Below are 15,954 nucleotides of genomic sequence, written 5' to 3' on the forward strand. Positions count from 1 at the left end.
GAAGGCTTAGAGTTTTGAAGAACGTTTATTTCTCTGGCTGAATATAAGGAACGATAGGTGCGGTCACGCCAATTGAAGCCCCACGAACAAAAGGTTCATTTTGTAAGGCTTTGAAATTTTTGGTTTGTCCGGTGAGCATGACTCCCCAAATAGGTAATTTTTCGACTTTTTTATTTTTATTTTGTTGGATAAACTTTTGGCCTTCTTGGTTGTCAGCAAACATGGGGGATTTTTCTAAGGTTTCAAAAAAGTGTTGCTTGTCGTTTTCAGGATCAAATATTTCGTTTTGATCGTCCATGCTTAATTGAAAACCATAAGGCAGCGTACCAGAAGGACCCTCTTTTTCATTAACCGTTTCGGAGTAAACATAGAGCCAAACTAAGTTGACATTGCTCGGTAACATTTTGCGGACTTCTTCATATGGATAAGGTTTATCAAAAGAAATCGCCACTTCCGCTACTTGGTTTTCCATTTTATCTAATTCACTTAATTCGTTTTTGATACCACCATAGTAATTGGTAATCGCTGGGTTATAAAAAGATGCTACTTTCTGCTTGGTTTGTCGGTTGTATTCATAAAAATTCTTAGAAGAATAATAGCTACCAGGATAGACTTCATTCCAGTCAATCGAATTTCTGAAAAAGCTATATCTGCTACGTAAATTACTCCACTCCACCGTGTAACCATCAATATTTTTTGAACGATTAGTTACAACTTCGCCCCCAAAAGGCGAACTATTAGCAATTACTTGGGAATCTAATTGAGTGTTTGGTGAAGCAATCATTTCTTGATCATTAATTACTTCTAGTAGGGTATGATAGTTTTTCGTCGAAAGTTTATCCATTCCCACAAAAAAACCGACAAACAATACGGCAAAACTAACAACGGTTATGGCACCAATCACGATAAATTGTTTTCTTTTCGCTTTACGAATACTTTTTTTTAAATCCACTTCTATTCCTCCAGTTCTTTTTTTAATTTTTGACGTGTGCGATACAATTTTTTGCGAACATTTTCAACAGATAATTCTAAAATCAACGCAATCTCGGCATACGATAATTGATAATAATATTTCAAAAGTACTAGTTCTTGTTCCTCATCTTTTAAGGAATCAATCAATAATAATAACTCTTGCCCTTCCATTTTTTCTATTGATTGCACAGGATGGCTGTTTGCCACAAAAGTGCGTTCTCGTTTCTTTTTTCGATACATCGTAATGTAGTAATTAAATGTTACTCGGAAAAACCACGGGCGTAGATTTTCTGATGTAATTTCAGGTAATATTGAAAAAATCGTTGTATACGTTTGCGACACTGCATCTTGTGCATCTTCAAGACTTGCTCCTCGGCGAATCAAGACTTGGATGACTTCTTGCCCCAAAGAAAATAGTACTTCGTCAAAATTTGCCTCCTTTTTCATCTGATTTCTCCTTTCACTTATACAACGTTTCAACTAGGGAAAAAGTGGACAGTCCTTCGTTCATTATTTTTATGTATTTTTTCTCTCAATAAAAAATACTCCTGCTTAGGCAGAAGCATTTTTTGTTTTTGCTTATTTATCATTTTCCAATGACTAATCTTCGTGTATAAACGACTTGCCCAGAATGCATCACTGCATCATCAATCGCTGAAACTAAACGGACTTGTCTAGTCACCGGCGGGGTCCAATTTTTATCAATCACGTCTGACAATTGTTCTTCTTTGACTTGGTCTAAATAGCTTTTGGTAAGTGCCACACTGGCAGCCAAATAGTCACTAAGCAATTGCTTTTCTGCCACCACGACTTTCGCCGCTTCTTCTGGTGTGTGATGCCAGTCTTCTGTTTCATCTGGCAAATCCAAGGCAAATTTTTCTGTCCAGTGTTGGCTAAGCCATAACGGTTCACTATGATTAAGTGCGGAAATTTGTAGGTCTAATTCTCTGGCTGTGTGCCACATCAGCCAAGTAACAGACTTGATTAATGGTGCGGGCATCGTGTTTGCTTCGGCAACGGTCATTTGCGCAAGGGTTTCTTCAAAACGTTCATGCGCTCGGTCAAGAGTTTCACTAGAAAGTTGAGTGACTTTCATAAAAATACCTCCTTTGTGTTGGTGCCTGTTCTTTCGTTTCTATTTTCTATTATACTGCAAAAGAATCCGTTGTAGTTCTTTTTTGGCTGCGGTATCTGCGGAAAGGGTAAATGTTTGAATAGGCCTTCCATTTTCTTGCCGATTGCCTTTATCATCCATCTCATAAAAACCATCTGTAAAAGAACCACTACTGTGATATTCATAAATTTCACCATCATCACCAAGTAAATATTTTATAATTGGTTTTCCTAAATCAGCAACTTCATTATAGCCTGCTGCTAAAGCCGAAGTCATTACTTTATTAGACTGGCCCAAGGTGCCATCTTTCGAAGTATAAAATGTTACCCCACCCAAGGCTTGAATAGAGTAGCTATTTTGTCTAGATGAATCTTGCCGCTGAACTAAAATAGCTTGCCAATCTGGTGTTAATGCATACCAATCACCTTTACCACTAGCTCCATGATCAAAAAATCTAGTGGTAACAGCCATTCCACCAATTTCTGCTCGCTTACTAGCCCAGAGCAGAAATTCATTAGTTATTGCTCGCTTCTCTGACTCCGTATAATTCCTTTCGTTTAATCTTGTTGAACTATTTTGCTGTGAACTCATTGTTTGAGGTATGGTTTTCAAACTCTCTTTACTAATTTTTGTTGTTTGGGTTGTTTTGCTGGAACTTTTTGTTTGTTTTTCAGAATTTTTCCCACCAGTAACAATAATAAAAATAAGTAACCCAATAATGACTAGTAGCAGTATAATCACAACAAAGAAGTATTTATTTTTTTGGTGACGATGATTAAACATACGCTTTAACTCCTTTTCTAAATCAGTGCTCTATTACTTTATGACAATCTGATCCGCCACTCGATTCATACTACTTAAATCACCCACATCAAAAAAATTTTTCCAAATTTTATTCATATTAGCTTGTCCCAAGTTTATCGCTGTTGGTTGAGCGGATGAATTATCCAGTTTCGTTTTAACAACATAATAGTAAATCATTTCACCATCACGTCCGAACGCATAGATTTGCGAGGGAACACCGCCAACACCTTGTATGTTTTTCCCAGTTGCAAAAAACATTTGATCATTTTCACTAGTGTTATCACTTAACTTACTACTTACTTTGGTTAACGTTATAGTATTCATATTGGATAAAGCAATCTCTTGAACTGATTGATTCGAATTTTCTTGAGCTGGATAGCCATTAAACCGCCATCCTGAAGGCGCACCCAAAATAACTAACGCCGCACGTTGGCTAGTGGAGAGTTTTTTTACTGCTTCTGCAGCCACATTTTCTTCATCTGAAATAGTAGTAACTGCTGAACTACTTTCACTTTCTTTCACCACTGAGGTACTTGAATAACTGCTAACGGTCTTTGTAGAGGAAGATGGTGTTGCATCTACTTCTTCTACCGTCTTTCTTTTTAAATTTGTTTGCCCATTCACTAAGATGAATACTAATAATCCAATAATAACAATTAATAATCCAATTACTATTCCTAAATACTTGTTATTATGATGTCGATCACTTCTCATTAAAAATACTCTCCTATCATATAGAAAGGTAATATTTCCTTTCACTTATTCTACTAATGATTATTTTAACACAATCATTAAACAAAAAATGAAAAACGTCTGTTTCTTTCCTTTCATTTCTTCAAAAATAACACCCCCCTAAGTAAAAAAGAATTGACAATTCTCGTAGTTTACCTTAGTATGTGGAAAAGTACCTTTAAGATAGTCCGAGAGGCTAACAAGGCAAAGTTCTGTAAAATTCTGTATTTTTGTATAGTGAATGATACGAGATGTCTTGCCCTTTTTTTGTGTGCAAGGCTTTTTTTGCGCGGTGCTTAATCAATTTATTTGGGAGGCAACAAAGTGGAAAAGAAAAAACGTGAAGTGAAAGGTATCTCATTTACCAAAAAAATGGTGATTTCATTGGTGGGAGGGTTAATCGTTGGGCTCGGCTTTTTATTTCTAAGAGAGCACCTTATTCGCAGCAATCAAGGCGCTGTGTGGCAGACAATCAATCAGATTCTTTTCCAAGATATTTCAGATCCTGAAAAAGGACAATCTGCGATTGGGCTTTTCTATATTATTGGTCAACTATTTATCAACGGCCTACAATTAGTGATTGTGCCGATGGTCTTTACTTCAATTACTTTAGCCATTTGTCATATTACCGATACGCAAAAATTAGGACGAATTTCCTATAAAACGATTTTTGGCTTTTTATCGATGTCACTGATTGCTCTATTAACGGCTGGAATTGTGGGCTATAGCGTATATTTAACTGGCGCTTTTAATGTGTCGTTATCTGAAACGCTAGCTCCTGTCGAAGTAAGTACGAGCGGCAACCCATTAATGGTGATTGTCAATGCTGTCACGAAAAATATCGGTTCTGCATTTAGCGACAATGGTGCGATTTTAGCCGTTGTTGTGTTGGCAGTGATTACTGGTTTATGTATTAATGCATTAGGGGATAAAATTCGTGTTTTCAAAAAATTAATTGAAGAAGTCAATGCGATGGTCACGTTATTTTTAACCTTTGTAATTACTAAATTTGCTCCTATCGCCGTCTTTATGTTGTTAGTTCGGACGTTTGCTTCTTACGGGATTGATTATTTAAAACCAGCATTAGTCTACGTCGTAACAACGACAGCGACGCTCTTAGCCTTTTTGATGATCGGTTACCCATTATTTATCTTATTTGCGACAAAATTAAATCCTGTTCCTTTTATTAAAAAGATTATGAAAGTTGTGGTCTTTGGATTTTCTACTTCTTCTTCGGCAGCCACTTTACCGTTAAATACAAAAACAACGGTTGAAGAGTTAGGTGTCGACAGCGATGTCGCCGCCTTTGTCTTGCCGTTAGGAATGACTATTAATATGAATGGCACAGCGATTATGCAAGTAATTGCGGCTATTTTTGTGGCGGGCGTAGCTGGTTATGAAGTGACACCAGCTAATATTGCCTTGATTGCCATTTTAGCTTTAATGTCATCCATTGGTACACCGGCGGCACCTGGCGCTGGCGGGATTATCCTTTTTACTATTTTAACTGGTTTAAACTATAACAATGAGATTGCGATTGCGACGTATTCATTGATTTTAGCCATTAATCGTCCAATCGAAATGCTCGTTACTAGCCTAAACGTGGTTGGTGATAGCGCCACTGCGATTTATGTCGCACATTCGGAAGATTTGTTGGATGAAACCACTTATCTGACTGATGTCGCTGACTTGCAAAATGCGGAAGCGGAGTAATTAATGAAAAAGCAGACTTCTTGTATGGAAGTCTGCTTTTTTCGTTAATTACTACTTATAATTTATATATGCTATAGCTGTACCATATCCAAACTTTAATTCAGGTAAGCTTTTTTTATAAACTCTTAATTTTTCATTGTTTTTACTGAATTTGACAGTGCAAAAAAAGAATATCTTACCCAGCCATTTTTTGTATTCTTTTTTCCGAGTATTCAACTGTTATTTCTTAAGCTGATACCACAGCATTATCTGCCCCAGTATGAACTCCAATGATGTATTTAATTGGTTGTACTTCACTCTCACTAATTACCCAAATTCCTAATGTACTATTTTTCAAATTATCATCTTGTCTATTAGCATTTGTATTAATTTTGCATAATTGATTAAAGTATTTTTCGCACGAAAAAGCTTCATTCTCTGTTAATCCATAAGAAAAGATATAGGCTTTGACTGTGAAAAAAGTTAAACCAGAAAATCTAAATTTTCTGAGGTATTGTTACAAGTATTTCCTATTTGACTAATGCTGGAACGTACTTATTTTTTCTTAACATTGCTTGGAATTTAGTATCTGTGTATTATGAGCCTTGATCAGCGTGAATAATCAACCTTGGAATATAAATTATACCTCTTAACCAAAAATTTTTTCTGCTGCCTTAAATGTTTGATTAATAGGATTAGGGTGTAAAAAGAGGTCAATTTTCGATTATATCATTTGTATTTACAGGTACCGCTTTTTCATAAAGACCAAGTCCATGAAGAAGTTTTCCTATACGTTTTCAATTAATAAGAATTTCTTTTTTATTTAATACTTTTGTTATTCGAGTCGCTCCAATTCCAATACCTTTCATGATGCTCTTGAAAAATAATAGCAATTTTTTCTTTCAAGTGTTCACTCTATTTTTCTTTTACATAATTCATAAAAAAACAGCTTTGAAATGTTCAAAATCTGGCAAGCTCTCCAGATACTCAACTTTTAAGTACCGAAAATGGAATTCTTATTTGTCTTCAAGAAGACTTGGATTTTTTAATAAGTCTAAATTCTCTCTTGGATAACGATTTTCTTATTCAAGTTTCGTTATTTTATAAATGGAAACCAAAAGTATTCTTCCTTTTCCAGAAAAATCCTTCTTCAATTACGAGTTTTACAGCGGCGATTTTAAATGTTTTGTCAAATGAGAATCTTGACATAATCTAAATCTCGCTTTTTCATAATTTTTTATCTAGTTTATTATTCCCCTCCCTAAAAATCTGCTCTATATAAATGTTACCTTTTTGGAATTACTACATTTCTAGTGGTACGTAAATAAATATAAACGTGTATCATCTCCAAAAACAGTAGATGAACTCCCTTAAGGAAGCCGATTCTAACAAGTCATTTCGTTCCTTTCTTTCAGATATTACGATATTAACGTTTTTCTGATAGTAATATCATTTGACACCTGTCTGAGTCACTGACCTATATTTTTTATACGATATTTTTAAATGAAGTTCGAGTGAAATTAAATTAGATACTCTTTTCTTCCTTTTACTTTATAGTTTTGATTTTGATTTTGAAACATTTCTTCTCCAAACTTTCTAATTAAAAATAGCCCAATTTTTTATAAATATGGGGTTTTATGGATTTAAAGTTGGAATTTATCTTTGTTCCAATACTTATTATTTATTTCAATTATTTTAAACAGGTATCACACACAAATATGAAAAATACTTTTCTGAAAGTATTAATAATTCCATATTAGTATTTCTATACTAAACTACAACTACAAGTTTGAAATTTATAAATAATTATTAGTAACTAAGAAATATAATTTTATTTAATGAACTATCCTATTCATGATATACTACTATTGTTATTACAAATACTACTAGAAAGGAAGTCAAAATTGAAAGCTTTAACTATAAGTTTTATGGAAGATGTTTTTCATTCTCTCGACTTGGAACATCTTAATAAATTAGCGAAAGTACTTCCCCAAAAACTAAGTAGCTCAATTATTATTCCGAAAAACATATCTTATTCTTTTAAAAACAGGTTATTTAACCAATTTCTTAAAGAAAAAAATTTAATCTATATATTTAAATATATTAGTAAAGGGCACTTTCACGATATCGTAGCGAACGATGAAAATGTTTATAAAAATATATCTATTCATAGCATGGATGTATTTTTTGAGGAAATAAAAAATAAAGAGTTGGAATCCCCCTTTTCATTTTATATCTATTTGCTTGAACAAACAGATGAATCCAAAATTGTAGATTTTTTTCAAAATGTTGATGGTTTAAAAACATTTAAGAATGATTCTTTAATATATATAAAAAATAAAGAAAAGAAACAGGTTTCCACTGATATTTCGCTTGAATATAAAAAAATGGAAGATTTATTAAATCTTTATAAAAAAGATATAATTTGTACTAAAAACAAGGAAAAAGCATCACTAAGAGAAATAGCAAATCTAAAGAAAAAAATAGAGAAAAATAATAACGATAAATTAAAAGAACTCAATAAACTAGAAAAAAAACTCCTCAATGAAAAAGAATGCGAAATAAATTTTTATAAAAAAGAAGTAACTAATATTTTGTTAAAATTAAAAAATTCAGAAAGTAAGTATCTTAATTTAGAAAAAAAATTCTCTATTTTAAATAGTACACTTAAAAATAAAGAGCAAGAAATCGTTGAACTGAAAAAAATATATAATAGTCTTACAAATACAAATCAATCAACAAAAAAATTTTCATATCTGCCAAAAGAAAATAAAAAAATGATTTTATTAATTGGTGTTCCAGGAAAAATCATTATTAGAGAGGACTATGATTTTATAATCACTAATCCAGATACATCTCTCAAAGATATAATTAAAATAATTGAAGAAAATGATATTATTGAATTATGGATCACAACCTTTCAATTAATCCCCAGAATAAAAAAAAATATTACACAAAGTTTAAAGAATAAAATAAAAATTCGAGAATTAAATGATTTTACCATGCTTATGAAGGAGGAAAATATAAATGGTTCTAAAACAAGGTAAACAAGATTACCAAATTATTGGTTATTTAGAGGATGATTTAAATAAAATTAAAATAAATTCGGATGATGTAATGTACTTTTTCTTAACTCCCCTTTCAGATTTTCCTAGCAGTGTGATTGATAATGTAGAGGGAGTACAAATATATAGTAATACGCTGACTAAATTTGGATTTATTGATGATATAAATAAATCTCACGGCACTCGTGCTCAAGCACTCAAAGAATTTTTAGATCCTTACATTATCGTTTGTACACCAAAAATTAAAAGAAATCATGAACAAGCAAGAAATTACTATCAAGGTGATGATTTAGAATTAATTTCCAAACCTAAATCTGAAATTTTTAAAAATTTAATAAAAGAGAATGAATCATTAGTACCTATACCTGTCTTTTCCATAAATAATAGCGATTCTGTAATCAAAGACGAAATACACTTTGAAAACCAATTGCTAAATGGTAAACTACTTGGAAAACTTGTGAATTTCTCAAAAGACAATGAAGACTACCCTTTGAATGTTTTTTGGGAGAATACTGATGGATCAAGAGTATTATTTGGGGAAATAATCGGGCAAAACAATTCAATATACGGTGTAGCATACAGGATAGAAAAAGATAATTTTTATAAAAAATTTATTGATGAAGATAGTAAAAACTATTTAGGTTACGATGATTTTATAAATCAAACAAAAGATATAATTTTTGTTCCCTACCCATTACTTCAAAAAATTATAGAAAATAAAAAAGATATTAACGAAGATATAGAAAACACCTCTGATTCCAAAGCATCTACAGTAAGTTCAATTATTACAGGGCAAGCGCAAACAGATATACCTGAATTAGAAGATAAACACACTATTCAACAAAATAATCACTTTTCTGAACAGAATGAATTTATAGAAAGATTTAATCAGCTCACAATTCGTAGTAAATTACACTACTCAAAACGAGACTTATGGAATTTTCATACTGCTATGTTGGGTGATAGTTTGGTGGTATTGGCTGGATTAAGTGGTACTGGTAAATCTCAATTAGTAACATCCTATGCAAAAGCACTCCAATTATCAGATACACAAATAAAGTTCATTTCTGTAAGACCCTTTTGGGAGGACGATTCTGACTTATTAGGCTATGCTGATACTGTAAATTCTGTCTATCGTCCAGGAGATAGCGGCCTAATTGATGCACTATTAGAAGCATCAAGACATAAAGAAAATATTTATATGGTTTGTTTTGATGAGATGAATTTAGCTCGGGTAGAACATTATTTCTCTCAATTTCTTTCAGTTTTAGAAATGGAGCCCAGTACTAGGAAAATCAAACTATACAATGAAGATCTAGAAAATAAATTATATAACGCCTCAACCTATCCTTCTACGATTGAAGTAGGTCAAAACATATTATTTGTAGGAACAATAAATACAGATGAATCTACTCATCAATTCTCAGATAAAGTTTTGGATAGATCAAACATAATTTCACTTGAGTTAGTACCATTCTATGAAATTATGGAAGTAAATGATTATATTCAATCAGATCAAAAGAAACGCAATCAACTTAAATATGATGATTTCAAAAATTTTAAAAACACTAATCCTACTAATAGTTTGACCCAGAAAGAAAAAGAAATGTTTTGGAAACTCCATTTAGCAATTAATTCTAAAGACAAAAATGTCGGTATCGGTTGGAGAATATTAAAGCAAATTGATGAATATTTAAAAAATCTCCCAATGCAGAATGACTTATCAAGAAGAGAAGCTATTGATATTCAACTTGTTCAGAGAGTATTAAGTAAAATCAGAGGTTCTGATGAACAATTATCAGAATTAGTTGGTAAATGGAGTGAGAATGATTTAAAACAAGTGGGGGAATTTGAACAAATTATTAATGAATATCCCGAATCTTCAGATTTTAAATATACTAAAAAAATTCTTTTGCAAAAAGCTAGGGAGTTGAATTTACATGGATTTACCCTTTAGTATGAAATTGAACTTTGGTTATAAAAGTGAAGAACAAGAATATGAACTTTTGTTTTTTCAAGATGATGCATCGCTATTAGAGTATACATCGGTTAAAATAAAAGAATTTTCTAATCTAAGCTTTACATTTAACAGTACAGACAAACAAGCAAGACTATATATACCAGAATTAGATGATTACTTGATTGAAAATCAAATAATCGAGGAAAATGGAGATATTTGCTATATCCCAAGTGACGATAATATAATCATTTACAATAGAAATCAGGGTAGAACTGTACCTCTTATTCCAGGTTACTATACTCTTTATGTTAAAATTGGCGAAACTATCTTTTATTCTCGCTTTGAAATAATACTTAAAGATTTAGGTGTACCAGAATGGGAACAAATGAAAATAGAAATTGAAAAAATGGTTGGTGGTCTTGCTAGAACGTTTATTCCTAAAAAAACTTCTCATCGTGAAATTACTAATTCAAATTATCTAATGAATGATCAACTTTTTCAAAGAATATTAGAGTTTGAGGACAATATACCTCAAGCAATAATTTCTCTTGAAAGTTTAAAAAAAGAAGCAAAATACAGAATTGACAAACGATATAACTGGAAACCAATTGGGAGCAAAAATTTAATTGATCAAAAAACTATTTCACAGTTGCAAATCCATCCAGAAAAACGTGGCCTACTATATACTCCTAATCGCATAATAAAATATGATATTATTGAAAATCAATGGATCAAATTTATCTTATCTTATTTTAAAAATTTTTCACTTCTAGCAGATAGATATTTAGAGAAAATCATCCAAGGTATTATTGAAGAGAAAAAAAGAGAAAATAAGTTTACTAGCATGCATTCTCAAAGTGTACAAAACTATAATATAACTAGCTATAATAGAAAACTCGAAACTTTAAAAAATAATCAACAAAAGATAAAACATTTTTACTCTTATATCCTTGAATTTTTAGATACACCTGTAATGAAAAATATTTCATCACAAAGACCTATAAATGTACCAAAATCACTTGTTATGAACCCTAGATATAACACTATATATAAAATGTATTTAAAAAGTATAAAAAATCGTAATACTTTAAATTTTTCCAATAAATATCAATATTATTGGAAAAGTACAGAAATACTCTATGAAATTTGGTGCTTCATAAAAATTATTAAGTCTCTAACCATGCAAGGATACACTCCAATTTCTGGATGGATTTTTGAGAATGACATTCTTTCTCAAGAGTTGCCATTTTTACATGAAAATACTACTGTAGTATTGAATAAAAACGATATACGAATTAATCTTGTATATAATAATTCCATGGAAAAAGAATATTTCTCTAACACATTAGATATCCCTGTAAAAACCTCTTCAAAACGAAATAAACCTGATATTAGATTAGACATTATCCTTCAAGAAAAATACTATGTCGGAAGCTTAATATTTGAAGTCAAATATAAAAAACTAGTTAATATACTTGATAATGATAATGGTAGGCAACGTCAACAATTACTGGCTTATAAACAAAACACTATGTCAAGTATTCTAGCATTTCCTGAAATCCTTACACGTTCTTTACAAGCTGTCTCTGCCGTCATTGCTTTGTATCCTTCCAATGAAGGAAGAAAAAAAACTGCACCTAGATATTATGAAAAAGAAGGTATTTTTTTCCACCTATTTAATCCTTCCTCTGATGAAAAAGAGCTTTCAGTAAAAATTCAAACAAGTATCGAAGAAAGAATTTCATTATTTAATCATAATCAACAAGGTATAAATTAAAAAGATGAAGAACGTCTCTTTATACAAGAGAGCGGTCTTCATCTTAAACTTTTTTCAACAATTTTGAATATATAATAAAATTATTATTTACTTTAAAATTCCAGCGATTTTTAACTTAACTTTTAAATATATAAATTCCAATAAAAAACTAATTTAATATAAGAAGTATTCAATTTCAAATATCATCATTTATGATACGGTTCCCCTTTCATAATCCGAAAACCGCGATAAATTTGTTCCACTAATACCAAACGCATTAACTGATGTGGATAAGTTAAGCGGCCAAAAGAAATTTGTTGGTTACTTCGCTGAAGGACTGAATCACTGAGACCTAAGGAGCCACCAATGACAAAGGTTAGATTACTTTTGCCACTAATCCCTAATTGTTCAATTTCTTTTGAAAATTCTTCACTAGATAATTGTTTGCCATTAATGGCTAAAACAAAGACGTATTCGTTGTCATTAATTTTTCCCAAAATACGTTGCCCTTCTTTTTCTTTGACTTGAAGCATTTCAGCGTCACTAAGTTTTTCTGGGGCTTTTTCATCTGGGACTTCAATGATTTCCATCTTGGCATAGCTATTTAAACGTTTCAGATATTCATTAATGCCTTGAATCAGGTATTTTTCTTTCAGTTTTCCGACTGTTACTAGTTTAATTTTCACCTATTCCACTACTTTCTCGTTTTCTCTTCTTTCTTATTTTAGCACGAAGTTTGGCTACTTTCCACAACGTTTCCACATACTTATACACATATACACAGAGTTATCCACAGAACAAACTAAAAAATTACTTTATTTAACAGCTTTTTCAATACAAACACATATTCGCCACTGATTTGTCCACATTATCCACATTCTGTGGATAACTTTTCTGAAAACTGTACACAGAGTTATTCCCGATTTGTTCACATTTTTCTGTGTATAACTTTTTCATTCGTATTTTTTCTGTAATTTTTCCCTAAGTTGTTCATAAAAAATTCAAAGCTATTCGATAGACTAAAGGAGTAGGAAACAGATATACTTAATATAGAAAATTCAGATGCACTTATTGGGAGGTTATTTTATGCAACGAAAAGATGTTACACCTAATTCAGATAAAAAAAGTTTATTGCAAAAATTTGGGATTGGTTTAGCTGGCGGCTTACTTGGTGGCGCCCTTATTCTAGGAGGCGCTTATTCTGGGATTATTCCCACACCCAACGGCGGAAATAATTCGGCGACGACGACATCCACTAATCACGGCGACACAAAAGTCAGCAATGTGAGTTACAATGTTTCTAGCGATGTCACAAAAGCCGTGAAAAAAGTTCAAAATTCTGTGGTTTCTGTCATTAATATGCAAAGTGCTAGCAACAATTCTTCGGCAGATGATCCTTTTGGGGGATTGTTCGGTGGGAATGAAGGTACGCAAGACTCTTCCGGCAACAATGGTAACGATTTAGAAGCAGCCAGTGAAGGTAGTGGGGTTATTTATAAGAAAGATGGTAAAACGGCTTATGTCGTGACAAATAACCACGTCGTAGATAAAGCGCAAGGATTGGAAGTTGTTTTGTCTGATGGTACCAAAGTGAAAGGCGAATTAGTCGGAACCGATGCTTACACGGATTTAGCCGTGATTAAAATTTCTTCCGACAAAGTTGATCAAGTCGCTGAGTTTGGGAATTCTAGTAAAATCACAGTCGGTGAGCCTGCTATTGCGATTGGTTCCCCTCTAGGCTCTGATTATGCTAACTCTGTCACACAAGGAATCATCTCTTCTGTGAATAGAAATATTACCAATAAAAACGAGTCTGGTGAAACCATCAATATTAATGCCATTCAAACCGATGCTGCCATTAATCCAGGAAACTCTGGTGGTCCACTAATCAATATTGAAGGACAAGTCATTGGAATTAACTCAGTAAAAATTGTGCAATCAACTAGTCAAGTGAGCGTTGAAGGGATGGGCTTTGCCATTCCAAGTAATGACGTAGTCAACATTATCAACCAATTAGAAAAAGATGGTAAAGTGACGCGGCCAGCTCTCGGGATTACGATGTCTGATTTAACAGGTATCTCTTCACAACAACAAGAACAAATTTTAAAAATTCCAGCTTCTGTAAAAACTGGCGTAGTGGTTCGTGGTGTTGAAGCAGCGACCCCTGCTGAAAAGGCTGGATTGGAAAAATACGATGTTATCACGAAAGTTGACGGCCAAGACGTAAGCTCTACTACAGATTTACAAAGCGCGCTTTACAAGAAAAAAGTTGGCGACAAAATGGAAGTGACTTATTATCGTGGTTCTAAAGAAATGAAAGCAACCATCGATTTAACCATTGATAAATCAGCTTTAACACAACAAAATAATCGCAGCAATCAATAAAAGAAAGAAACGACCTGTTGTCTGAACAACAGGTCGTTTTTTTCTTTTATTCTCCTACCGCAAATGCAGAACCAACTTCTGCATCAAAAGGCAATTCTAAGATTCCTTTTTTAGCAGGTGCATTTGGTAAACGTAATTCTTTTGCTGAACAAATCATTCCAAAACTTTCTTCCCCACGTAAAACCCCTGGCCAAATCATTAAACCATCAGGCATCATTGCGCCTGGTTTGGCCACAACTACTTTTTGTCCTGCTTTGATATTCGGTGCGCCACAAACAATTTGTAAGATTTCGCCGTTGTCTACTTCTGTTTGTGTGATAGATAAATGATCTGAATCTGGGTGTTTTTTACATGATTTGACAAAGCCGACCACAATTTTAGGGGTGTCGTCTTTTTCAAGGGTTTCTGAAAATCCCGCATCTTTAATCGCTGTATTGACTTTTTCGATTTGCTCGTCTGTTAAAGTTACTTGGCCGGTGCCATTAATGTCGCCTAGAAGCGCTGAAGCATTGAAAATATTCCAAGCTACCACTGTTTCTGGCGCCTCAACTAAACTTACACGTGCCACATCGCCGACACGTTTCACTTGGTTTTCCGCCCCTTGATCGTCCGCAACGATGGCAAGTAAGACATCGCCAACGTGTTCTTTGTTATATGCAAAAATCATTTTTGTTCCTCCTCTGTCGTTTTCCTGTCTTATCTTATCAAAAATTGACCCATTGTGCATACTTTTTTGTCGAAAAACTAAAAGACTTGGAAAATATGTCGCTACGACTTATTCTCCAAGTCCTCAATTTTGAGTGACAAGCCGCTGATCCTTTGAAAAAACAAAAGAAACGTAGGGTCAACTCTCTATTCAATCAATAACTTTTTTTACTTATTTTTCTTCAGAGTGAACAATTAAGACATCGCAAGGGGCTTGACGAATAATGTAGCTACTGACGCTTCCCATGACCACACGTTCGACTGCGTTTAATCCTGATTGTCCCACCATAATTAAATCAACATTGTATTTTTCAGGTAATTCATGACTCATGACTTCTTTGGGTGAACCAAACATGGTAACTGTTTCAACATTATGAAAATCAACGCTTTCAGCATACTTTTTACAATCGGCCATTAATTCTTCCGCAGCGGCTGTTTCTTGATCAATTAATTGATCATTTAACGTCGAATACCCCATCATTGTATACACTTGATTTTCTAAAATATTTGCAACAATGACTCGGCTTCCGTTTCGACGAGCAACCTCAATTGCACGTTCATAAGCTAAATTGGCTTGATCACTACCGTCTACGCCGACAAGAATATTTTTATACATTTGTTCTTCCATTTTCGTCACCTTCCCGATGGAGGCTGATCTAAAAGGCTTCTTTGACTAAGAAACTAGAGTCAAAAATGAATTTAGGACCCTTGCGCAGAACGCCCTTTTGTCCAGCTGATTCTCTCTTAATTTAATGGTTCCTCTGGTTCA

13 protein-coding genes are annotated in these 15,954 nt (G+C 33.0%); 5 read left to right on the plus strand and 8 right to left on the minus strand.

Annotated features, from left to right (window positions below):
• Positions 1-25: 25 nt before the first annotated feature.
• The 5 genes from IGJ20_RS11845 to IGJ20_RS11865 form a co-directional block, all read right to left on the minus strand.
• A complete protein-coding gene (locus IGJ20_RS11845) occupies positions 26-952 on the minus strand; it encodes an anti-sigma factor (protein ID WP_002365315.1) in 927 nt (308 codons plus the stop codon).
• A gap of 2 nt (positions 953-954) precedes the next feature.
• A complete protein-coding gene (locus IGJ20_RS11850) occupies positions 955-1,419 on the minus strand; it encodes an RNA polymerase sigma factor (protein WP_002355030.1) in 465 nt (154 codons plus the stop codon).
• 139 nt (positions 1,420-1,558) lie between these two features.
• Positions 1,559-2,068, minus strand: coding sequence for a DinB family glutathione transferase (gene gst, locus IGJ20_RS11855; protein WP_010820294.1), 510 nt, complete (start codon positions 2,066-2,068; stop codon positions 1,559-1,561).
• A 39-nt stretch (positions 2,069-2,107) separates the two neighbouring features.
• The gene (locus IGJ20_RS11860) at positions 2,108-2,869 is read right to left on the minus strand and encodes a hypothetical protein (protein ID WP_126254772.1); all 762 of its coding nucleotides are present in this window, start codon (positions 2,867-2,869) and stop codon (positions 2,108-2,110) included.
• 33 nt (positions 2,870-2,902) lie between these two features.
• Positions 2,903-3,604: a hypothetical protein gene (locus tag IGJ20_RS11865; RefSeq protein WP_002407861.1), complete on the minus strand. Its 702-nt coding sequence runs from the start codon at positions 3,602-3,604 to the stop codon at positions 2,903-2,905.
• Positions 3,605-3,931: 327 nt separating this feature from the next.
• On the opposite strand from IGJ20_RS11865, the gene IGJ20_RS11870 reads away from it, so the two are divergent.
• From IGJ20_RS11870 to IGJ20_RS11885, 4 genes are all read left to right on the plus strand, one after another.
• Positions 3,932-5,335, plus strand: coding sequence for a dicarboxylate/amino acid:cation symporter (locus IGJ20_RS11870; protein WP_002407860.1), 1,404 nt, complete (start codon positions 3,932-3,934; stop codon positions 5,333-5,335).
• Between the two features lie 1,883 nt (positions 5,336-7,218).
• Entirely contained in the window at positions 7,219-8,361 is a 1,143-nt protein-coding gene (locus IGJ20_RS11875) for a hypothetical protein (RefSeq protein WP_086325840.1), read from the plus strand.
• Positions 8,342-10,336 carry an McrB family protein gene (locus IGJ20_RS11880; protein ID WP_227264201.1) on the plus strand — a complete coding sequence of 665 codons (1,995 nt, stop codon included), beginning with the start codon at positions 8,342-8,344 and terminating at the stop codon, positions 10,334-10,336. Before IGJ20_RS11875 ends, IGJ20_RS11880 begins: the two co-directional genes overlap by 20 nt.
• A complete protein-coding gene (locus tag IGJ20_RS11885; RefSeq protein ID WP_085454828.1) occupies positions 10,320-12,116 on the plus strand; it encodes a nuclease domain-containing protein in 1,797 nt (598 codons plus the stop codon). Before IGJ20_RS11880 ends, IGJ20_RS11885 begins: the two co-directional genes overlap by 17 nt.
• 185 nt (positions 12,117-12,301) lie before the next feature.
• On the opposite strand, the gene rlmH is transcribed toward IGJ20_RS11885, so the two are convergent.
• Complete coding sequence (gene rlmH, locus IGJ20_RS11890; protein WP_002355021.1) at positions 12,302-12,781, minus strand: 23S rRNA (pseudouridine(1915)-N(3))-methyltransferase RlmH; 480 nt, start codon at positions 12,779-12,781, stop codon at positions 12,302-12,304.
• A gap of 400 nt (positions 12,782-13,181) precedes the next feature.
• Between rlmH and IGJ20_RS11895 the strand changes: the two genes are divergently transcribed.
• On the plus strand, positions 13,182-14,480 hold the full coding sequence (locus tag IGJ20_RS11895; RefSeq protein WP_126254770.1) for a S1C family serine protease: 1,299 nt from the start codon (positions 13,182-13,184) through the stop codon (positions 14,478-14,480).
• A 46-nt stretch (positions 14,481-14,526) separates the two neighbouring features.
• Here the strand turns inward: IGJ20_RS11895 and ytpR are convergent, their stop codons facing one another.
• Positions 14,527-15,147: a YtpR family tRNA-binding protein gene (ytpR, locus tag IGJ20_RS11900; protein WP_025193822.1), complete on the minus strand. Its 621-nt coding sequence runs from the start codon at positions 15,145-15,147 to the stop codon at positions 14,527-14,529.
• Positions 15,148-15,357: 210 nt separating this feature from the next.
• On the minus strand, positions 15,358-15,813 hold the full coding sequence (locus IGJ20_RS11905; RefSeq protein ID WP_002385249.1) for a universal stress protein: 456 nt from the start codon (positions 15,811-15,813) through the stop codon (positions 15,358-15,360).
• Positions 15,814-15,954 lie beyond the last annotated feature (141 nt).

The organism is Enterococcus sp. DIV0294 (assembly GCF_050558155.1).
Classification (GTDB): Bacteria; Bacillota; Bacilli; order Lactobacillales; family Enterococcaceae; genus Enterococcus; species Enterococcus faecalis.

What these genes read in the sequence shown, in the direction of transcription:
- IGJ20_RS11880 (WP_227264201.1), top strand. Translation starts at nt 8,342, where the DNA reads ATGGTTCTAAAACAAGGTAAACAAGATTACCAAATTATTGGTTATTTA.
- ytpR (WP_025193822.1), bottom strand. Translation starts at nt 15,147, where the DNA reads ATGATTTTTGCATATAACAAAGAACACGTTGGCGATGTCTTACTTGCC.
- IGJ20_RS11885 (WP_085454828.1), top strand. Translation starts at nt 10,320, where the DNA reads ATGGATTTACCCTTTAGTATGAAATTGAACTTTGGTTATAAAAGTGAA.
- gst (WP_010820294.1), bottom strand. Translation starts at nt 2,068, where the DNA reads ATGAAAGTCACTCAACTTTCTAGTGAAACTCTTGACCGAGCGCATGAA.
- IGJ20_RS11895 (WP_126254770.1), top strand. Translation starts at nt 13,182, where the DNA reads ATGCAACGAAAAGATGTTACACCTAATTCAGATAAAAAAAGTTTATTG.
- IGJ20_RS11860 (WP_126254772.1), bottom strand. Translation starts at nt 2,869, where the DNA reads ATGTTTAATCATCGTCACCAAAAAAATAAATACTTCTTTGTTGTGATT.
- IGJ20_RS11850 (WP_002355030.1), bottom strand. Translation starts at nt 1,419, where the DNA reads ATGAAAAAGGAGGCAAATTTTGACGAAGTACTATTTTCTTTGGGGCAA.
- IGJ20_RS11865 (WP_002407861.1), bottom strand. Translation starts at nt 3,604, where the DNA reads ATGAGAAGTGATCGACATCATAATAACAAGTATTTAGGAATAGTAATT.
- IGJ20_RS11905 (WP_002385249.1), bottom strand. Translation starts at nt 15,813, where the DNA reads ATGGAAGAACAAATGTATAAAAATATTCTTGTCGGCGTAGACGGTAGT.